Source organism: Noviherbaspirillum massiliense JC206 (genome assembly GCF_000312045.1).
Classification (GTDB): domain Bacteria; phylum Pseudomonadota; class Gammaproteobacteria; order Burkholderiales; family Burkholderiaceae_D; genus Noviherbaspirillum; species Noviherbaspirillum massiliense.
Genome location: NZ_HE978634.1, coordinates 962,830 through 982,276, shown reverse-complemented (window position 1 = coordinate 982,276; position 19,447 = coordinate 962,830). Strand labels below are relative to the sequence as shown.

General features: G+C 60.4%; 16 protein-coding genes. 4 read left to right on the top strand and 12 right to left on the bottom strand.

The window, feature by feature from the left end; genetic code table 11:
• Positions 1 to 39: 39 nt before the first annotated feature.
• From HGHM_RS04960 to HGHM_RS04950, 3 genes are all read right to left on the bottom strand, one after another.
• Positions 40 to 525 (bottom strand): DUF421 domain-containing protein, encoded by a 486-nt coding sequence (locus HGHM_RS04960; RefSeq protein ID WP_019140406.1) that lies wholly within the window; start codon positions 523 to 525, stop codon positions 40 to 42.
• A 96-nt stretch (positions 526 to 621) separates the two neighbouring features.
• A complete protein-coding gene (locus HGHM_RS04955; protein ID WP_019140405.1) occupies positions 622 to 1,041 on the bottom strand; it encodes a PRC-barrel domain-containing protein in 420 nt (139 codons plus the stop codon).
• Positions 1,042 to 1,160: 119 nt separating this feature from the next.
• Positions 1,161 to 3,788 (bottom strand): FAD-dependent oxidoreductase, encoded by a 2,628-nt coding sequence (locus HGHM_RS04950; protein WP_019140404.1) that lies wholly within the window; start codon positions 3,786 to 3,788, stop codon positions 1,161 to 1,163.
• 980 nt (positions 3,789 to 4,768) lie between these two features.
• Here HGHM_RS04950 and galU point away from each other — a divergent pair.
• Positions 4,769 to 5,674: a UTP--glucose-1-phosphate uridylyltransferase GalU gene (gene galU / locus HGHM_RS04940; RefSeq protein WP_051155314.1), complete on the top strand. Its 906-nt coding sequence runs from the start codon at positions 4,769 to 4,771 to the stop codon at positions 5,672 to 5,674.
• Positions 5,675 to 5,806: 132 nt separating this feature from the next.
• A complete protein-coding gene (locus HGHM_RS20675; protein WP_019140401.1) occupies positions 5,807 to 7,471 on the top strand; it encodes an ATP-binding protein in 1,665 nt (554 codons plus the stop codon).
• 158 nt (positions 7,472 to 7,629) lie between these two features.
• Here HGHM_RS20675 and HGHM_RS04930 read toward each other — a convergent pair whose 3' ends face one another.
• The 4 genes from HGHM_RS04930 to HGHM_RS23060 form a co-directional block, all read right to left on the bottom strand.
• On the bottom strand, positions 7,630 to 9,027 hold the full coding sequence (locus HGHM_RS04930) for a sigma-54-dependent transcriptional regulator (protein WP_019140400.1): 1,398 nt from the start codon (positions 9,025 to 9,027) through the stop codon (positions 7,630 to 7,632).
• A gap of 389 nt (positions 9,028 to 9,416) precedes the next feature.
• Positions 9,417 to 9,809, bottom strand: coding sequence for a BON domain-containing protein (locus HGHM_RS20670; protein ID WP_019140399.1), 393 nt, complete (start codon positions 9,807 to 9,809; stop codon positions 9,417 to 9,419).
• Between the two features lie 19 nt (positions 9,810 to 9,828).
• A complete protein-coding gene (locus HGHM_RS23465; RefSeq protein WP_081583531.1) occupies positions 9,829 to 10,074 on the bottom strand; it encodes a hypothetical protein in 246 nt (81 codons plus the stop codon).
• Positions 10,075 to 10,318: 244 nt separating this feature from the next.
• Entirely contained in the window at positions 10,319 to 10,555 is a 237-nt protein-coding gene (locus HGHM_RS23060; RefSeq protein WP_148415373.1) for a hypothetical protein, read from the bottom strand.
• A gap of 514 nt (positions 10,556 to 11,069) precedes the next feature.
• Between HGHM_RS23060 and HGHM_RS20665 the strand changes: the two genes are divergently transcribed.
• Entirely contained in the window at positions 11,070 to 12,020 is a 951-nt protein-coding gene (locus HGHM_RS20665) for a sigma-54 interaction domain-containing protein (protein WP_081583530.1), read from the top strand.
• 155 nt (positions 12,021 to 12,175) lie between these two features.
• On the opposite strand, the gene HGHM_RS04905 is transcribed toward HGHM_RS20665, so the two are convergent.
• Together HGHM_RS04905 and dusA are read right to left on the bottom strand one after the other, a co-directional pair.
• On the bottom strand, positions 12,176 to 13,039 hold the full coding sequence (locus tag HGHM_RS04905; RefSeq protein ID WP_019140396.1) for an SDR family oxidoreductase: 864 nt from the start codon (positions 13,037 to 13,039) through the stop codon (positions 12,176 to 12,178).
• A gap of 216 nt (positions 13,040 to 13,255) precedes the next feature.
• Complete coding sequence (dusA, locus tag HGHM_RS04900) at positions 13,256 to 14,212, bottom strand: tRNA dihydrouridine(20/20a) synthase DusA (protein WP_034348406.1); 957 nt, start codon at positions 14,210 to 14,212, stop codon at positions 13,256 to 13,258.
• A gap of 278 nt (positions 14,213 to 14,490) precedes the next feature.
• Here dusA and HGHM_RS04895 point away from each other — a divergent pair, with 278 nt between their 5' ends.
• On the top strand, positions 14,491 to 15,810 hold the full coding sequence (locus tag HGHM_RS04895) for an aspartate aminotransferase family protein (RefSeq protein ID WP_034348742.1): 1,320 nt from the start codon (positions 14,491 to 14,493) through the stop codon (positions 15,808 to 15,810).
• Between the two features lie 116 nt (positions 15,811 to 15,926).
• On the opposite strand, the gene typA is transcribed toward HGHM_RS04895, so the two are convergent.
• From typA to rbfA, 3 genes are all read right to left on the bottom strand, one after another.
• Positions 15,927 to 17,765, bottom strand: a complete 1,839-nt coding sequence (gene typA, locus HGHM_RS04890) for a translational GTPase TypA (protein ID WP_019140393.1) — start codon at positions 17,763 to 17,765, stop codon at positions 15,927 to 15,929.
• 142 nt (positions 17,766 to 17,907) lie between these two features.
• Positions 17,908 to 18,840 (bottom strand): tRNA pseudouridine(55) synthase TruB, encoded by a 933-nt coding sequence (gene truB, locus HGHM_RS04885; RefSeq protein WP_019140392.1) that lies wholly within the window; start codon positions 18,838 to 18,840, stop codon positions 17,908 to 17,910.
• A 152-nt stretch (positions 18,841 to 18,992) separates the two neighbouring features.
• Positions 18,993 to 19,382 carry a 30S ribosome-binding factor RbfA gene (gene rbfA, locus HGHM_RS04880; protein ID WP_019140391.1) on the bottom strand — a complete coding sequence of 130 codons (390 nt, stop codon included), beginning with the start codon at positions 19,380 to 19,382 and terminating at the stop codon, positions 18,993 to 18,995.
• Positions 19,383 to 19,447: the final 65 nt, after the last annotated feature.

Below are 19,447 nucleotides of genomic sequence, written 5' to 3'. Positions count from 1 at the left end.
CGGATCGCACGCCGCGGGGCAGCTGCGCGAAATCCGGTGCTATTTCTTTATCACGCTGATTTCCCCGGTGGGTTCGAGGTAGGCGCTCTTGACTTCGCGGATATCCTCGACACCCGCTTCGCGCAGCTTCACCATCAGCTCGGCTTCGGAAATGTATTGCCTGCGCATGTTCCCGCGCTGCATTTTTCCATCCTTGACCAAGCGTAGCGGCGGCGGCGCGGCGAAGCGGCGGAACACTGAAAAGTGATAGCTCAGCCAGTCGAATGCCACATTCCACCCGACCAGCGTGGCCACCAGGATCATGCCGTCGGTGATGGACTTGTATTCCCCCGCCATTGCATTCTGCGCCGCATCGGCGACGATCACCATGATGAGGATGTCGCTGATGCCCACCTCACCCACGCCGCGACTGACGAAGAAACGGAACAGGAGAAACAGGAACCAGTACATGACCGTGCCGCGAACCAGCAATTCCGGCAGCGGCACGCTCAGGCGGAACAGTTCGCCCCAGTCAATCGAGAGCATCGGGGCCTGCTGCCGGAGGGCAGAGTCCTGGTAAACAGCCGCGTGTCGCCCGGGCACCATGCTGCAAAGGGGGAGAACCGGGCAACACGGCAGGCATCAATCCCGGTAGTGGCCGTAATACGCCTGCACCTGGGCCTCCCAGTCCGGATCAGCCATGGAAGGCCAGTGATCCTTGTCGAAGCCGGGCGCATTCTTCAGCCGCTCGCGATCGATGTCGAGCACGAAGCACTTGCGGTCGGCATCGAGCGTCAACGCCTCCCAGGGAATGGCAAACAGCTTGTTGCCTATGCCCATCACGCCGCCGAAGGATAGGACTGCGTAGGCAATGGTTCCGCTGGGCACGTCGAGCATGATCTCTTCGATTTCTCCCAGGGCCTCGCCCTGCAGGTTGACGACCTTGTCGCCCCGCAGGGTGGAAGCCGCCATCACTTCCGGGCCCGGGCCGGACAGGTTGACGCTGCCGCCCCTGATGCGGGCGACGCCTTGCGTGGACGGTGAAGAGGGGTGATTGTCCATGTCTGCTCCCGAATGCTCCGTGAAACCCTCGGTAAGGGAAAACGGGCAAAGCCCGCGCCTTGAATGGCTGCGTGGCGCAGCAAGGCTTGAACCCTGCTGCGCCACGCATGCTCCCGCCCTTACTCGGCTGCGGCTGCCGCCTTCTTCGGCTCCAGCCACTTCACCGCCTCGGCGGCTTTCTTGCCGGCAATGAAGGCATGGTCCGAGTTGTAGTATTCCCACTCGCTGTAGCGGCCGTACAGCAGGACGTCGTGCTGCGCGAACCAGGATTTCACGATTTCCACGTTCTTCGCGCGCGCATGGTCGTAGACGACATAAGCGTAGGGCATGTCGACCAGATTGGCGGTGATCAGCTTGTCGTCTTCCTTCAGCAGCCCGACCTTGACGCAATCCGCGAAGCAGCGGTCGATCAGTTCCTGTCCATCCACCGGCAAGGGCTTCCAGGGCGAATAGCTGATTTCGCAGGTCAGGCCGAAACCGCCCGGCGGATTGCAATCCGGGCTGGCATTGCCCTGCACGAAGATGCGGTGGAAGATGGTGTCTTCCGGATAATAGATCCAGTGCTTGTCGGTGATGTTCTCGCGTGCGACGCCGAGGTTCACGCAACGGATGGAGACATGCCTGAGCGCCTGCGCAGCCTGGCGCACTTCTTCCGGCGCTTCGTCGCCGGCCATCTTGACCAGTTCCGGCAAGGGCAGCGTGCTGATCAGGCTGTCATACTGATAGTGCCGGCCATCGGCCAGGGTCACCATGTGTTTTTCCGGCGAGATCTGCACCACTTCCGCATTCAGTTCGATCGTACCCTTGATGTGCGGGACGAAGCCTGACATCAGCGCCTGGAACCCGCCGCGCAAGGGATAGCCGAAGCGCGCATTCGGCCCCATCGGCTTGGCCACAGGCTCCAGCGCACCTTCGATGATTTCCTGCAGATTGGGCAGCGGAACGCGTCCACCCAGCCAGGAGGTTTCCATCTCCGTCAGCGGCACGGTCCACAGCTTGCGGTTGTAGGGAATGGCGAAGTGCCTGGCGATGCCCGCGCCCCATACCTGGTAAATGAATTCCTCGAAATTGGCGGGTGCAGCCCGCTCGGCAGCGGCAACGCGCGATGCCGGCATGGCAAGACCATTCTCGCCGCAGCAGTCCTTCACGTCGGCATCGGCGGGCGCGAGGCTCTGTGTCTTCGCGTCGCGCTGGCATTCATTGCCGGCAGTGCCGTAGCGCGCCTCGATCGCCCCCATGATGCATTCGTTGATGACCTTCGGCGGAAGCCCGTACAAGGCGCCCTGGAACGGATAGCGGGTGTAGACGTTCTTGCTGTAGATCCAGGCTTCCCGGTTCTGCCAGTGCAAGTTGTTCCCGAGCAGGATCTTGTACATCTCGAGCACGTAGGGATCGTTCGAGAACATGATGTGGCCGGCGTAATCGAAGGTGAATCCCTTGTCCTTGATCGAACGGCACCAGCCGCCGACCATGTCGTTCCGGTCGAGCAGCACGGCATCGTGTCCCAGATGATAGGCGGCGCTCAGCCCCGTCGGCCCGGCGCCGATGATGACGGTCTTCGCATACCGTATCTTGTCCTGCTGAGGCAGACGGTTGACGTGTGCGGCCGAATCGGCCGCCTCTTCGGCGAAGAAGGTTTCGTAGCGCTTGCCGCCCGGCGTCGAATCCATCAGATCGCGCATCTTATCCGCAGTGGCATCCCACGATGTCGCCTTCAGCTTCTGGCGCATGCGCTCCACCCTCTCCGCATGCTCCTGCGGCGTTGCCAAGAGAGCGGCTTCGCACGCCTTGATGAAGGATTCCGCATCACCGGCGATTGCCACCACGTCGCTGTACACATCCGCCACATCCTTGACGGGCGTGCTGACGATGGGCAGTTCGGCGGCCATGTATTCGAGGGTCTTGGTTGGGCTGATGAACTTGGTCGACTCGTTCATTGCGAACGGCAGCATGCACACGTCCCAGCCCGCAAGGAAGTGCGGCAGTGCTTCATAGGGCTGCTGCCCGAGGTAATGGATGTTCGGCCGCCTGGGCAGAGTGGCGGGATCGATTTTCACCACGGGGCCGACCAGCACGATCTGCCACTGGGGATGGGCATCCGCCAGCTTGCCGACCAGGCCGGCGTCGAGGCGCTCGTCGATGACGCCGTAAAAGCCGAGCCGCGGGCCCGGTATGTCCCTGTGCAGAGGATGGGAATTGGTGCGATCCAGAGCCTGCTCGAAGTGCTTCACATCGACGCTGCTCGGGAAGCAGTGCACGTTGGGATGGCGATCCTTCTTGGAACGATACAGGCTGGGGCCGCCGGTAAACACGATATCCGCCACTTTCAACACCGCGTTCTCACGCTGCAGCAACTGCTTTGGCGCGTTCTTGAAAGCAGCGAGTTCATCCATGCAGTCGTACACCACCAGTCGCGGCTGCATCTCCTGCAGCAGCGGCAGCGCCATCGGCGTATAGAACCAGGCGATATGGTCCTGGTAATCGCGCACGACCTGACGCACCAGCTTGCGCAGATAGGGCAACTGGTCGTCATGGAAGCCTGGCGCGTCGACCGGGGTATGCGGCTGGCAGACCAGGATGTTGGGCGCCGGGGAATAGGTCTTCATGAAGGATTCCTTCTCATTGAAGATCGGTTCCTCGATGAAGACGATCGGATAATGCTTGGCCAGGCGCGACAGCAGGTGCTGCGGACGCTGATACACGAATTCCCAACGCAGGTGCGAAAAAACGATGATGGAAGATGCCATGCTTTCTATCTCCTTGCCGTAACGGCGTGAAATTGGAACGAACGTGTCTGGTGATGGGAGCGATGCCTTACCCGGTCGGCATGCAAACCTGCTGCATACGCGTTGCCTGGCACAGGGAAGATGGGCTGAAAACCTCGGTCGGATGCTGATGCAAGTGCTGCCTTCCGGCCTGGCTGAACAAAAGGTGGGCTGTGGAGAAACATGACTGTCATTTCATAGGGCTTGTTCAAGCGGTGGAAAAGGCTTGAGCTGCGAAAAGCATTTGCACTCTGTTTCTTCACCATTCAAAAAATCGATCCTCGGGTGCATCACCTCCTCACAACGATGCAACGAAACCGTGCAGTGCCGGTTACATCGTGTTACGCAAGAGCTGTGCCGGTGTCGTCGCGCAATTTTCCCCCTTGAAAACCGGCCGGTCGCAGCCCCGCCACAGGCAGAGCGACCACGCGCGGTTTGTTTGATGTTCTTCAATCGGAAGACGCTAATGGCGCTTGCCTTTCCGGTTCACAAGCACAGCATTGCAGCGGCAATGCGGTCTCGCGCAAATCACGATAACTATACGGATCGATCAGCAATGCACGCTGATTCTTGTCAACTCACTCCATGACTCTTTCCGCAATGCTCACTACTGCGCCGGGAAGAGTGCCTGTACGGCTGTGCTGAAGCAAAAATGCCTCCGGCAGACAGCTATGCCGATGAAACGCAAAGTGCATCGCTTCGGCATCGCTGCCCGTCGGGCCTTCCCGTTGCGCGCATCTTCCGCGTGCAGAATTAATCGCCGGTACGCTTTCTGCTTGTATTCATTCCAAGCCGGCGCACCGGATTAACAAAACACGAATTTCACATCACCGGCCGCTCCTGTTTTGCATGATCGATGCGATGCAGGAATGCCTATGTAAAAAAAGGCAGCACCATGTAATCGTTACGCGCTGAAGATGCTGCAAGATGTTCAAACCCTGGACCAAAAGAGAGACGACAAGATGACGAAAATTCGTAAAGCTGTATTTCCGGTAGCCGGCCTCGGGACACGCTTCCTGCCCGTCACCAAGGCTTCGCCCAAGGAAATGCTGCCCATCGTGGACAAGCCGCTGATCCAGTATGCGGTGGAAGAAGCGGCTGCTGCCGGCATCACGGAAATGATTTTTGTGACCGGGCGCAACAAGCGGACAATCGAGGACCACTTCGACAAGGCATATGAGCTCGAGTCGGAACTCGCATCCCACGGCAAGCTCAGGCTGCTCAAGGAAATCCAATCCCTGCTGCCGGACAAGCTGCATTACTCCTATGTGCGGCAAAGCGAAGCGCTCGGCCTTGGCCATGCCGTCATGTGCGCGCGGCCGCTGGTCGGAGACGAGCCCTTTGCCGTGGTCCTCGCCGACGATTTGATCGATGCAGACGTGCCGGTGCTCAGGCAGATGGTCAGTCTGTATGAGCAGCATGCAAGTTCGGTGATCGGCGTGCAAACCGTGCCGCTCGATCAGACCAACCAGTACGGCATCGTGAAGCCGCAGTCCATGGGAGTGCGCATTCATCGCATCGCCGACATCGTCGAAAAGCCCGCGCCGGAAGTCGCTCCCTCCACGCTGGGCGTGGTCGGCCGCTATATCTTCACGCCGGAGATTTTCGACCACCTCGAGAAGGTGAAGCCGGGCACCGGCGGTGAAATCCAGCTGACCGATGGAATCGCCGCCATGCTGGCCGCGCACCCGGTGCTGGCCTATGAATTCATGGGCCAGCGCTATGACTGCGGCTGCAAGCTCGGCTACATGGAAGCATCCGTCACCTACGCGCTGAAGCATCCGGCCATCGCGGAGAAGTTCGCCGGATTCCTCGCCACGCTCAAGCTGGACCCGCAAGTGCAGCTGCCCGGAACGATGAGCGCATGAGAAGACTGCGACGAGGCGGCATGGGCCGCATGGGCTGGATACCGCGGCGCGGCGGGCCCACGTCGCCGGACGCTTCCGGGCTAGGCGCTGCAACGGTGTGAACGACGACATGGACAATACGGAACACCGCCGATGGCAAGAAAGAATATCTTCAGCATCCGGCCCCGTGACGGGCACCAGGCCGAACCGGCCCAGGAGCAGCTGTATCGTCTCGAGGGTGAGTTCAGGACAATGGTGGAAGACCTGCCAGACATGATTTCCCGCATGGACCGCCAGATGCGTCACCTGTACGTCAACCCGGCGATGGCGCGACTCGGTGGCATGGAACCGGATGCCTTTCTCGGTCGGACCAAGTCGGAAGTGGGACTGCCTGAAAGCGTGGTGCGCGCCTGGGACAAGGCGGTGCAGGCCGCATTTGACACCGCCGCGGAACAGCGCTTCGACTTCGATCATGAAATCGATGGCCGCATGCGCTACTTCTCTGCACGAGCCATACCGGAAGTCGCATCCAGCGGCCAGGTCGAAACGGTGCTCGGAATCGCCTACGACGTTACCGAACGGGCAGCGGTGGAAAAAGAGCGCGATGAATTGCTGGTCCGGGAGCGGACCGCCCGCATCCAGGCGGAGACTGCCGCACGTGCACGCGATGAATTTCTCGGCATCGTATCGCATGAGCTGCGGGCACCGCTGAACGGCATCCAGAGCTGGGCGCATGTACTCGAGAGCCAGATCAGGGATTCTTCGACAGGGCCGCTGGTGCAAAGGGCCCTGCACGGCATCCGGATAGGCGTCGAGCAGCAGGTGCGTCTGATCGAGGACCTGCTGGATGTGACCCGGATGATGAGCGGCCGGATGCGCCTGGTAAAGCAGCCGGTGGCGCTGCTTCCGGTCCTGCAGGCGGCAGTGGACAGCGTGCGTGGTGCTGCAGCCGGCAAGCATATCGCCGTTGCCTGCGATTACAGGATCACCAGCGAACAGATCGACGCGGATGCCGACAGGGTGCAGCAGATCTTCTGGAACCTGTTGTCGAACGCGGTCAAGTTCAGCCCCGAATATGGCCATGTATGGGTGAGCGCTGCCCAGGCCGGCAACGAAATCTGCGTGACGGTGCGGGATGACGGCGCGGGCATCTCGCCGGAATTCCTTCCCTTGCTGTTCAGCCGTTTCAGCCAGCAGGATACATCCAGCACACGCCGGCACAGCGGGCTGGGTCTGGGCCTGTTCCTGGTGCGCCACCTGGTCGAGCTGCACGGCGGCAGGGTCGAGGCGGCGAGCCCGGGCGAAGGCAAAGGCTCGACCTTTTCCATTCACCTTCCGCTGCGGGTGAGTCACGAGCATTACCTGCCGCCTTCGCCATCGGAGGACGCCGAGGCCCGCGCGCAGCTGCCGTCGCTTGGCGGGCTGCGCATTCTCCTGATCGATGATCAGGAAGAGGCGCGCGAGTCGCTCACGATGGTCCTGGGTAATGCGGGTGCCAACGTGTTTGCCGCGGAGTCGGTCGCACAGGTGATGCAGTGGCTGCCCAGGCTTGCCCCGGACGAGTACCCGGAACTGCTGCTATGCGATATCGCGATGCCGGTCGAGGACGGCTACGCCGCATTGCGCAAGGTACGGTCCTGGAAAGCGCAGGATGGTACCGTACCCCTGCAGCGCCTGCCCGCCCTTGCACTGACTGCATTCGCCCAGCGCGAAGATCGCATCCGCGCGCTGAAGGCAGGATTTCAGATGCATGTGACCAAGCCCGTGACACCGGAAGAGCTGATCATCATCATCGCGGCGATGACGGCGCACGATTAGCGCTTGCTGCGCATGCGCTCTTGATCGCAGGGAGAATTGCAAGGGAGCGGGAGCCCGGAGGCTTGCGGCGCTTTTGGCAAGGTCACTGCCCTCCTTTGCGCGAAGTCATCCGTATGCATCAATTGCAGGCCGCCCGTCATAAGCCAGGCGGTGCGTCATCAGTGATAGGAATCGCTGCTGTGCAGAGAGGAAGAGCCATCCTTCTTCTGCATCGCCGGTTCGTAGGGCCCGTATTCCTCCAGCCGGTTGTAGAGCGTCTTCAGGCTGATCCCGAGAATGTCGGCAGCGCGCTTCTTGACGCCGCCGCACAATTCGAGGGTGGCGTAAATCAGCTTGCGGTCCACGTCGGCCAGCGAGGTGCCGACCGGGATCGCGAGCGTGAGCCCGACCGGAGACTGGGTGGTGATCACCGGCGCGAGCGCAGCCGCGTCGATCACCTGGTCGGACAGGATGAAGGCACGCTGGATATAGTTGCGCAGCTCGCGCACGTTGCCCGGCCAGTGGTAATTGCTGAGGCAGGCCAGCCCGTCTGCCGACAAGACTTTATTCGTGCCGTGGGCGGCATTCAGCTCTTCGAGGAAATGCTGTGCCAGCAGCTCGATGTCGGAGCCGCGTTCGCGCAAGGGTGGAATCCGCAGCGGGAACACATTGAGACGATGGTAAAGGTCGAGCCGCAGCTTGCCCTCGGCCACGGCCTGTTCCGGGTCGCGGTTGGTGGCGGCGATAACGCGCACGTCGGTTTCCAGTTCCTGGTTGCTGCCGATGCGCATGAACGATCCGGTTTCCAGCACACGCAGGAGCTTCACCTGGAGCTCGACCGGCATCTCGGTGATTTCGTCGAGGAACAGGGTGCCGCCGTTGGCGCGCTCGAAATAGCCCTTGTGCTGGCGGTCGGCGCCGGTGAAGCTGCCCTTCTCATGCCCGAAAATTTCGCTTTCGATCAGCTGCGGCGAAATGGCCCCGCAGTTAACGGGCAGGAAGGGATGCTTCTGGCGCAGGCTGAGTTCATGAATGGTCTGGGCCGCGAGTTCCTTGCCGGTCCCGCTCTCGCCCAGCAGCAGCACGGTCGCTTCCGTCGGCGCGACCCGTGCGATATGGTTGTACAGCTTCTGCATGACCGGCGCAGCGCCCAGCATCTGGCCGAAGTGGCCGAGGCGGCGCAGTTCGCTTCGCAGTACGCCGATTTCCTCCTTCAGGTCTACCGTGCGCGGCACGCGTGAGAGCAGCGCCCGCAGGCGGCGGAAATTGATCGGCTTGGTGAGATAGTCCGCCGCGCCAAGACGCAAGGCTTCCACCGCGGTTTCCACGCTGGCGTGTCCGGTGATCAGGACAATCTCGGTGGTCGCACGCGACTCGATATCATTGAAGAGGTCCATCCCGCTGCCGTCCGGCAGGCGCAAATCGATCAGCACGACATCCGGACGCTGGCGCATCATCTGCAGCTGCGCATCACGGATGCTGCCGGCAACCGCCGCGGTAAATCCTTCGGCAGCGGTGATTTCTACAAGCGCTTCCCTGGTGTTAACATCGTCATCGACGATCAGTACATGTGGCATAAGTCGTCTCTATACAGTTTGTAGCGTAATTGAAGCGTTCAATTTCCGGATGCCGACATCTGCGAACAAATCGTCGTACATGCCCGCCCGGCGCCGGCGGCTGGCCCGGCAGCAACTGCGGATGAGACTGCAGAAGCTGTCTTGTGCACATGTTCGTCCATGCATGCCGGTGATTCACTGAACAGCTTCTTGAATGCGTTAACAGTGTTAAACACGGAAAATGGCGCGGCAGCCGCTTTACCGTGCAAAAGCTGCGGACCGCCTGCGCAGCTGCCGCAACCATGTCGGTTTTTATTGTCGTCCTTCCGGGCATCATGGAAGGCCGGGAATTGAAGGCCAGTCAGGTTCACCAGGCCAAGCTTTCCTCACGCCGTCCGCTTGACGCGCGGTTATGCCTTCACAATCATCCTGTTGGTGACCCGCTTCACGCCTTCGATGCTGTTGGCAATGCTGAGCGCCCTGTCGATCTGCGCCTGATCACCGACAGTGCCGCTCAACACCACCTCACCTTTCCTTGTCTCCACGCGGATGTCACGACCCTTGATGTCCGAATCCGCCAGCAGGGCCGTCTTGACCCTGGCAGCAAGAACGCCGTCATCGACTGCCACTCCCTCTGCCGGCGCTCCGGGAGCTCCGCTCGCGCGGCTCTCCGCAGTGCCGGAAGATGATGAAGCTTCTTCCGGCCCGGCAGGTTCGGGAGCAGAGGCGCGCCCGCAGCCGGTGCACGTCAGGCTGAATGCGCCGGCGACAAGCAAGGTTTTCGATGCATCAAACAGTGGCATCAGAGCGCCACTGTCCGGATCACTTCGAGCCGGAGCTCGAGCCGCCGGATGATGAACCGCCCGAAGAGCCGCCCATGCCGCTCGAGCCGGAAGAGCCCTTGCTGCTGCCACCGGTTCCGCCGTATGAGCTGGAGCCGGAAGAGCCCGAGCTGCCGGAGGAGCCGGAAGAGCCGGTGTCGCCGCCGCGCTGGCCGCAGCCAGCTAAGGCCAATCCTACGGCCGCTACCAGGACGAAAATCTTGGATGTCTTAAGCATGGTGTTCATGGTTTCTCCTTTCACTTGGATCCAGAGCTGGTTCCCGCTCCGCCGGAACCGCTGCCGCTCATGCCTGAGCCACTGGAAGATGAAGTACCTGTTCCGCTGGAACCTGACATGCCAGAGGAACTGGTGCCTGAAGAGCCGGAGCTGTCCCTGCTACGCTGACCGCATCCCGTGAGCATTGCTCCCAGGGCGGCAACAAGCAGGAAGATCCTGAATGCATTGTGCATCGGATTCGTCGTCATGCCGTTCACTTGCTGCCTGAGCTCGAACCGCTGCCGCTGGGGCTGCCGGAAGAACCCATCGAGCCGCTGCCGCTGGAGCCGGAGCTTCCGCCCATTCCGCCTTGACCGCTTGAAGAGGAAGTGCTGCCAGTTGCTCCTGAGGAACCGGAGCTGGCGGCATCCCTCTTTTCGCAGCCAGCAAGCGTGACACCCAGTGCAGCGATGATCAGCAAAGCTTTTGAAGTGGCAAGAATCGGTTTCATTGTTGTCCTTTCATTAAAGTAGGTCGTTCTGCTACTTGACCATTTCACTTTGTATAAGTTCTTAACTTTTGCATAAACTCATCATTTCGAGTGTGCGCGAGAACTGATTCCCTACGATGGGCTTACTGCAGAGGCGTTCCGTACCTGCCTGCTTTTTCAGCCTTTCGCAGCCGGTGGTGCGCGCCTTTTCACCGCCGTAAAATTTACAGTCGAAGATTTACAGTCAAACGCAAACACGACATTGCGCAGGGAGTAAAGTATCGAACGAAGGCTTCAATCATCACTGACGCATTGAGCATGGACGTAAAGGGCAGCACTTCCATTTCCTCGCTGCAGGATTTGCTCGAGTGCATTTCCTTAGTCCATCATGTAGCACCATGGCAGGAAATGGTTCCGCCCACATTCCCTCATGATGGTGAAGCTGAATTTTTCGCAAGCGGGATATTCATCATCCATGCAAGAATGAAGAATCCGGCATACTCTAAATCGTCCATAACGCTGATCGGATCAACTAATGAGTCTCGACAATTCATTAAAACGCTTCGGGATCATGTGCGGTAGTTCTCCGGCAATGGAGCGCCTGGCCCAGCAGGTGGAAAGGGTTGCTGCGACAGATGCGACCGTCCTGCTGGTCGGCGAAAGCGGCACCGGAAAGGAATTGATCGCCAAGGCGATACATCAGATGAGCGCGCGCGCGCAGGAAACTTTTATTGCAGTCAACTGCGGTGCCATTCCGGCACATCTGATCGAAGCCGCCCTGTTCGGTCATGAGAAAGGCAGTTTCACTGGAGCGGTCAAGCAGCATATCGGCTACTTCGAGCATGCTTCGCGCGGCACGCTGTTTCTCGATGAAATCACCGAGATGCCGGTCGACATGCAAGTGAAGCTCTTGCGCGTGCTGGAATGCGGCACCTTCATGCGCGTCGGCGGAGACGAGGAAGTGAAGGTGGATGTGCGCCTGATTGCCGCCACCAACCGCGACCTCGAGAGCGCGGTCAAGCAGGGCAACCTGCGTGAAGATCTGATGTACCGGCTTGCCGTGTTCCCCGTGCGGGTTCCGCCTTTGCGCGAGCGTGGAAGCGACATCGAGTTGCTGGCCAATCATTTCCTCGATGTGCTGAACGAAAAGGAAAACTGCGACAAGAAATTCTCTCCCGCTTCGCTCGAAGTGATCCGCTCCTATTCGTGGCCGGGCAATGTGCGGGAACTGAAAAACGTGGTGCAGCGCGCCTTCATCCTCGCCACGGATACGCTGGAAGTCGAGGAATACATCTCCGATCTTTCAAACCGGAAGCCGACCCTGCATGAGGGCTATCTCAATTTTTTCGTCGGCACGCCGCTGGCCGAGGCGCAGCGGGAAATCATCCTCGCAACCCTGAAGCATTACAGCGGCAACAAGCGCCTCACCGCGGAGGCGCTCGGCATCAGCCTGAAGACGCTGTACAACCGGCTGAAGGAATACTGAACCCGCCCCCCCGCGCCAAACCCTGTCCGATATGCGTAGCGAGCGGCCGGGAATCCGGCCGCGAAGCATGCGTGTACGAAGGGTACGCCGGGCACGGCGGTGCGAAAGCCTTGCCGCACACCAGCCATGCAGACGACGACTAGGCGACTAGGCGACTAGGCGTTGACGACCTCGCCGCCATTCGGATGCAGCACCTGCCCGGTCATGTAGGAAGAATCCTCGCAGGCGAGGAACACATAACAAGGCGCGACTTCATCCGGCTGGCCGGGCCTGCCGAGCGGCACATCGCTGCCGAACTTGGTGACCTGCTGCGGACTGAAGCTCGAAGGAATCAGCGGTGTCCAGATGGGACCGGGTGCGACCGCGTTGACGTAGATCTTCTTCTGCGCCAGCTGCTGCGACAGCGAACGCGTGAAGGCGACGATCGCGCCCTTGGTGGCGGCGTAGTCGACCAGATGCGAGCTGCCGCGGTAAGCCGTCACCGAAGTCGTGTTGATGATGCGTGCGCCCTCCTTCAAGTGCGGCACGGCGGCGCGCACCATGTAGAACTGAGAGAAGATGTTGGTGCGGAAAGTCTTCTCCAGCTGTTCGTCACTGATGTCGGTAATGCTCTGCTGCGGATATTGTTGTGCGGCGTTGTTGACCAGCACGTCGAGCCGGCCGAACGAAGACACTGCGGTATCCACCACTTTCTGGCAAAACGCGGGAGCGCTCACGTCACCGGCGAGGATCATGCATTCGCGGCCTTCAGCTTCGATCAGGCGCTGGGTTTCCTGCGCATCCTCGTGCTCGTCGAGGTAGGCGATCACGAGATTGGCGCCTTCCTTGGCGAAGGCAATGGCAGTGGCGCGGCCGATGCCACTGTCGCCGCCGGTCACGATGGCGACCTTGCCCTTGAGCTTGCCGCTACCCTTGTAGTTTTTTCCTTCCGCTTCCGGCTGCGGACTCATTGCGGCTTCCGAGCCGGGCTGGTGCTCCTGGTGCTGCGGGAAGATGTTCGGTTTTTCCTGATTTGCCATAACCACCCTCTTGAAGATTGAATGTTTGCGCGCGGGACCAGCTCTCGCGCGCGGAAGCATATGCAGAAGCGGCTTCCCGCCTGCGTAAGACCGGTCCGCCTCGCCATAGGGCAAGGCCTGCGACACGATGTGGATAAAACGCCGAGCAGCTTTTATGCCATCTGGCGCATGGCGGAAGGAAACCCGGTGCTAGGTGGAAAGCGTGAGGGAGCGCGCTTACGCAGCCAGCGGCTGCATCCGGGCCATGGCATCGAGCAGGATCGCGGGATCCCCGCCTGCAAGCTTTCGAGAATCGGAAAGGGTCTGGCGGAATGCGCGCGCGCCCGGCAGGCCCGCCATCAGTCCCAGCATGTGACGGGTGATGCTGTTGAGCTTGAGCCCGGCGGCGCCATGGCGTGCGAGCTGCTCGCGGATGTAGGGCTGCATGGCCCGCAGCACTTCGGCGCGCGACTTCGCCGGCGCATCGTCGCCGTAGTAGCGGGCGTCGAAGGCCGCCATCAGGTAGGGGTTGTGATAGGCCTCGCGCCCGAGCATGACGCCGTCGACCTCGCGCAGGTGGGCATCGATTTCTTCCAGCATCTTGATGCCGCCGTTGATGATGATTTCCAGATGCGGGAAGTCGCGCTTCAAACGGTAGGCATACTCCGGCTTGAGCGGTGGAATTTCGCGGTTCTCCTTCGGGCTCAGGCCTTTCAGGATGGCATTGCGTGCATGTACGATGAAGGTGGTGCAACCGGCCTCGGCAATGATGCCGACGAAGTCGCGCACGAAATCATAGCTTTCCGCATTGTCGATACCGATCCTGTGCTTCACCGTCACATCGATCGTCACCGCATCGCGCATCGCCTTCACGCAATCGGCCACCAGCCGGGGCTCGGCCATCAGGCAGGCGCCGAATGCACCCCGCTGCACCCGCTCCGAGGGGCAGCCGCAATTCAGGTTGACTTCGTCGTAGCCCCACTGCTCGCCCAGCTTCGCGCATCTGGCAAGATCTTCCGGCTCGCTGCCGCCCAGCTGCAGGGCAACCGGATGCTCTTCGTCATTGAAATCGAGATGACGTGCGACATCGCCATGCAGCAATGCGCCGGTGGTCACCATTTCGGTGTAGAGCCAGGTATGGCGGGTGATCTGTCGATGGAACATGCGGCAATGCCGGTCCGTCCAATCCATCATCGGGGCAACGGAGAGGCGGCGGGCTGGCAATCGGGAAGACATCGTGGAACGGCTCTCGGGCAAAACCGTTATTGTAGCGGGACAAGGCCAGACTGGCTGGCACCCGAGCCGATAGCCGGATGCCGGAATGGCATCGCCGCGCGAGGAATTTGCGTCCGACGAAGACAGGCTTGTGTCTTTGCGCGCGTCCCGGGCAAACGTAATAACATGAGCGGCATGACGACTTCTCAAGGAAAGGAGACAGCGTGGCAAATACCCCCGACACTGAACATTTCTGGATGCCATTTACGGCCAACCGGCAATTCAAATCCAGGCCGCGCATGCTGGTATCCGCCTCCGGAATGCATTACACGACCGATGACGGGCGCAAGATCCTCGACGGCACGGCGGGCCTGTGGTGCGTGAATGCCGGCCATGGCCATCCGAAGATCGTGGAAGCGATACAGAAGCAGGCGGCGACCATGGATTACGGGCCGCTGTTCCAGATGGGGCATCCCCTGGTATTTGAAGCGGCAAGTGCGCTGGTGTCGATCGCGCCGGAAGGATTGAATCGGGTGTTTTTCTGCAATGACGGTTCCGAAGCCGTCGATTCCGCATTGAAGATCGCCCTCGCCTATCATCGCATGCGCGGCGACGGCCTGCGCACGCGGCTGATCGGGCGCGAACGCGGCTATCACGGCGTCGGCTTTGGCGGCATCGCCGTTGGCGGGATCGCCGGCAACCGCAAGCATTTCGGCCCGACACTGCCCGGCGTCGACCATCTGCGTCATCCGCTGGATATTGCGCGCAATGCCTTCACCCGCGGCTTGCCCGAGCATGGCGCCGAAATCGCCGACGAGCTGGAACAGCGCCTGCTCGCCCTGCACGATCCGGCCACGGTGGCAGCGGTGATCGTGGAACCGATGCAGGGTTCGACCGGCGTAATCCTGCCGCCGAAAGGTTATCTGCAAAAGCTGCGCGCGATCTGCGACAAGTACGGCATCCTGCTGATCTTCGACGAAGTCATTACCGGCTTCGGCCGTCTCGGCACCGCCTTCGCCGCGGATTATTTCGGCGTGGTGCCGGACATGATCGTCTGTGCCAAGGGATTGACGAATGCCGCCGTGCCGATGGGCGCGGTGATCGTGCGCCAGGAAATCCACGATGCCTTCATGCAGGCCGCGCCGGAAAATGCGATCGAATTCTTCCACGGCTATACCTATTCTGGCCATCCGCTGGCTTCCGCCGCGGCGATCGCGGCCATCAAGGTCTACAAGGAAGAAGGCTTGTTCGATCGCGCGGCAGCGATGGCGCCCTACTTCGAGGATGCTGCGCACAGCCTGAAGGGCTTGCCCTACGTGAAGGACGTGCGCAATCTCGGACTGGTATGCGGCATCGAGCTGGAAGGCATCCCGGGCAAGCCGACCGCGCGTGCATTCGACGTCTTCCTGAAATGCTTCTGGGACAAGAATGTGCTGATCCGCACCACCGGCGACATCATCGCGCTGTCACCGCCGCTGATCATCGACAAGGCGCAGATCGACCAGTTGTTCGGTACGATTGCCGAGGTGCTGAAGGCGCAGAAGGCCGTTCCTGCATCGGAAGCGGCCGTCGTCTGAGTTCACGCTTTCGCCGGCAGAAAAAAAGCCGCCGCAACATATCGACGCGGCGGCTTTTTTTACCACCTCCGGGATACCGGAGTCAGGCACCCCGGCACATCATCGTGCTGCGCGGATCACGCAGCTTCGCGGGAGGCCTTCTTGCGCTCATGCTCCTTCAGGAAACGCTTGCGCAGGCGAATGCTCTTCGGCGTGACTTCGACCAACTCGTCGTCATCGATGAACTCGACAGCATATTCGAGCGACAACTCGATCGGCGGTACCAGGCGCACCGCTTCGTCGGTGCCTGAGGCACGAACGTTGGTCAATTGCTTGCCCTTGATCGGGTTAACCACCAGATCGTTTTCGCGCGAGTGGATGCCGATAATCATGCCCTCGTACACCGGGTCGTTATGGCTGACGAACATGCGGCCGCGATCCTGCAATTTCCAGATTGCGTAGGCTACTGCAGTGCCGTCGTCCTGGGAAATCAGTACGCCATTGCGGCGGCCGCCCAGATCGCCTTTGGAGGTATCGACTGGCGCGTACTCGTCGAACACATGGCTCATGAGGCCGGTGCCGCGCGTAAGCGTCATGAACTCGCCCTGGAATCCGATCAGTCCGCGCGCAGGAATGCGGTACTCGAGACGCACGCGTCCTTTGCCATCGGGTTCCATGTTCAGCAGATCGCCGCGACGGCGGCCCAGCTCTTCCATCACGCTGCCCTGATTGGCTTCTTCCACATCGACCGACAGCATTTCATACGGCTCGTGCCGCACGCCATCGATCATCTTGAATACAACGCGCGGACGCGACACAGCCAGCTCGAAACCTTCGCGGCGCATGTTCTCGATCAGGATCGTCAGGTGCAGCTCACCGCGGCCCGATACTTCATAGGTCGAATCGTCGCCCTCGGCCTGCTTTACGCGCAAGGCCATATTCGACTTCAGTTCGCGTTCCAGACGATCGCGGATCTGACGGGTGGTGACAAATTTGCCTTCACGGCCGGCCAGCGGCGATGTGTTCACCATGAAGTTCATGGTCAGGGTCGGTTCGTCAACTTTCAGCATCGGCAAGCCGTTGGGTGCGTCGACAGCGCAAATGGTGCTGCCGATACCGATTTCCTCGATGCCGTTAATCAGCACGATGTCGCCGGCAAGCGCCTCTTCGACCAGCACGCGCTCCAGGCCTTTGAATTTCAGCACCTGGTTGATACGCGCCTTGGTAGGCTTGTCGTCCGGACCATTCATCCAGACGACATCCTGACCGCCTCTGACACGGCCGGCGAGAATGCGGCCGACGCCGATCTTGCCGACATAAGATGAATATTCGAGCGAGGTGATCTGCAACTGCAGCGGCGCATCCGGATCGTCCTGGCGCGCAGGAACGTGTTCCAGAATTGCATCGAACAATGGATCCATGGTGCCGCTGCGCGCATTCGGGTCCAGGCTTGCATAGCCGTTCAGGCCCGATGCGTAAATGACGGGGAAGTCGAGTTGTTCTTCGGTTGCGCCGAGCTTGTCGAACAGTTCGAACGTCGCATTGATTGCCCATTCGGCGCGCGCGCCCGGACGATCAATCTTGTTCAGCACGACGATCGGCTTCAGGCCCAAAGCCAGCGCCTTGCGCGTGACGAAACGCGTCTGCGGCATCGGACCTTCCTGTGCATCTACCAGAAGCAGAACGCTGTCGACCATCGACAGGACGCGTTCCACTTCACCGCCGAAGTCGGCGTGGCCCGGGGTGTCGACGATATTGATGTGCGTGCCCTTGTATTCGACCGCGCAGTTCTTCGACAGAATCGTGATGCCGCGTTCTTTTTCGATGTCGTTCGAGTCCATCACGCGCGCATCAACCTGCTGGTTCTCGCGGAAAGTGCCGGACTGGCGCAGTAACTGATCAACAAGCGTAGTCTTGCCATGATCGACGTGAGCGATGATGGCGATATTGCGAATGGCGCGTTTGGAGTTTGACATGGTGGTGGTGAATTGCGAGATTCGGGAAACCGGAAATTATAGCATGCGACTCGGAAGTGAGATATAAAATTCCCTGAAATTTCAATGGCTTGCTGTGATGCCGACAATCAAAAATGGAAACGGCCGGTGCGCCGGACAGACACTACAAACTGCCGGCAATCAATCTCTCGGGTGCCAGTATCCCGAAGGGAGCCAATTGCGCCGTGCCCAGCAGGCTGCATGTATCGCCGTGGTAGACGCGCACCCGTCCGATGGCCTCGGGATGCGGGCAGCCTTCCTTGCCCAGCGCCAGGCGCTGCCCGTGCATGAATCGCTTCGCAAGACTTTCGGGAAGGTTGACTGCAGGGAAAGATGACAGCAATGCATCGACCGGCTGGAGGGCCTGGATGCGCTCCGCGTCGGTCATGGCCGCCAGATGATCGAGCGTAACTGCCTGTGCAATATTCAAGTTGCCTACGCCAGTGCGGCGCAGGTGCTGCAGGTGAGCGCCGCATCCCAATGCCTTGCCGATATCCTCTCCAAGCACGCGGATGTAGGTACCCTTGCTGCAGATGACGCGCAGAGTAAGGCAAGGCGCGTCATAGGCAAGCAGCTCGAGGGCATGGATGTGCACCTGCCGCGCCTCGCGTTCCAGCACCACTCCGGCGCGCGCGTATTCATAGAGCGGCTTGCCGTCGCGCTTGAGCGCGGAGTACATGGGCGGCAGTTGCGCGATTTCACCACGGAACTGCGCCAGCACCGCTTCGATCTGTTCACGACCGATGTCCACTTCTGTCCTGGCAAGCACATCGCCTTCGGTATCCCCGGTGGTGGTGGTGGCGCCGAGATGGACCACGGTTTCATAGGTCTTGTCCGCATCCAGCAAATCCTGGGCGAATTTGGTTGCCTCGCCAAAACACAGAGGCAAAAGCCCGGTGGCGAAAGGATCTAGCGTGCCGGTATGGCCGGCCTTCTGGGCGTTCAGCAGGCGCTTGGCCTGGATCAGGGCATCGTTGCTGGAGCGACCAGCCGCCTTGTCGAGCAGCAGGACGCCATGAACCGGCACCCGAGGTTTTTTGGGCGAAATTTGCGCCATGTTGAAAGGATGTTTGCTACGAGGAAGAAAAACGGAAGGGGAAGCGATAGGCAAAGTACGCTAAGGACGCTGCTACTCCTTGCAGTACACCATGTCCTGCGTCCCACACCACGTCAGCGACCGCCGGCGGTTCGCCTCACTTGTGAGCGCGTCTACTCTTCCTCTGCGTCGTTGGCACGGGTGGCATTCGCTTCATCGATCAGCTTCGACAATTCCACGCCGTGTGCCGTCGACTTGTCGTAGACGAAATGCAATTCGGGCGTGGCATGGATGGTCAGGCGACGTCCGAGCTGGCCGCGCAGGAATCCGCCCGCCTTGTGTAATCCCGCCAGGGTATTTCGCACCGATTCCTCATCGTCCTTGAGCGTGGTGAAGAACACCTTTGCATGCGCGTAATCCGGCGTCACCTGTACCTCGGTGATGGTAATCATCCCGACACGCGGGTCTTTCAGCTCGAATGCAATGATTTCCGAGAGGTCACGCTGAATCTGGTCGGCGACGCGTACTCCGCGTCCCGGAATCGATTTGCTGTGTCTGGCCATAGGGGAATGGAAGCAGAAGGACTGCAGAAAAGAAAAGCGGATCCTGATTGATTGTAGCGGGTGAT

Bases quoted from the DNA above. Each gene is read 5' to 3' on its own strand.
- HGHM_RS20665 (WP_081583530.1), top strand. From the start codon at position 11,070: ATGAGTCTCGACAATTCATTAAAACGCTTCGGGATCATGTGCGGTAGT.
- dusA (WP_034348406.1), bottom strand. From the start codon at position 14,212: ATGATGGATTGGACGGACCGGCATTGCCGCATGTTCCATCGACAGATC.
- HGHM_RS04955 (WP_019140405.1), bottom strand. From the start codon at position 1,041: ATGGACAATCACCCCTCTTCACCGTCCACGCAAGGCGTCGCCCGCATC.
- HGHM_RS23465 (WP_081583531.1), bottom strand. From the start codon at position 10,074: ATGAACACCATGCTTAAGACATCCAAGATTTTCGTCCTGGTAGCGGCC.
- HGHM_RS23060 (WP_148415373.1), bottom strand. From the start codon at position 10,555: ATGAAACCGATTCTTGCCACTTCAAAAGCTTTGCTGATCATCGCTGCA.
- HGHM_RS20675 (WP_019140401.1), top strand. From the start codon at position 5,807: ATGGCAAGAAAGAATATCTTCAGCATCCGGCCCCGTGACGGGCACCAG.
- HGHM_RS04960 (WP_019140406.1), bottom strand. From the start codon at position 525: ATGCTCTCGATTGACTGGGGCGAACTGTTCCGCCTGAGCGTGCCGCTG.
- HGHM_RS20670 (WP_019140399.1), bottom strand. From the start codon at position 9,809: ATGCCACTGTTTGATGCATCGAAAACCTTGCTTGTCGCCGGCGCATTC.
- HGHM_RS04930 (WP_019140400.1), bottom strand. From the start codon at position 9,027: ATGCCACATGTACTGATCGTCGATGACGATGTTAACACCAGGGAAGCG.
- truB (WP_019140392.1), bottom strand. From the start codon at position 18,840: ATGGCGCAAATTTCGCCCAAAAAACCTCGGGTGCCGGTTCATGGCGTC.
- HGHM_RS04905 (WP_019140396.1), bottom strand. From the start codon at position 13,039: ATGGCAAATCAGGAAAAACCGAACATCTTCCCGCAGCACCAGGAGCAC.
- galU (WP_051155314.1), top strand. From the start codon at position 4,769: ATGACGAAAATTCGTAAAGCTGTATTTCCGGTAGCCGGCCTCGGGACA.
- HGHM_RS04950 (WP_019140404.1), bottom strand. From the start codon at position 3,788: ATGGCATCTTCCATCATCGTTTTTTCGCACCTGCGTTGGGAATTCGTG.
- rbfA (WP_019140391.1), bottom strand. From the start codon at position 19,382: ATGGCCAGACACAGCAAATCGATTCCGGGACGCGGAGTACGCGTCGCC.
- typA (WP_019140393.1), bottom strand. From the start codon at position 17,765: ATGTCAAACTCCAAACGCGCCATTCGCAATATCGCCATCATCGCTCAC.
- HGHM_RS04895 (WP_034348742.1), top strand. From the start codon at position 14,491: ATGCCATTTACGGCCAACCGGCAATTCAAATCCAGGCCGCGCATGCTG.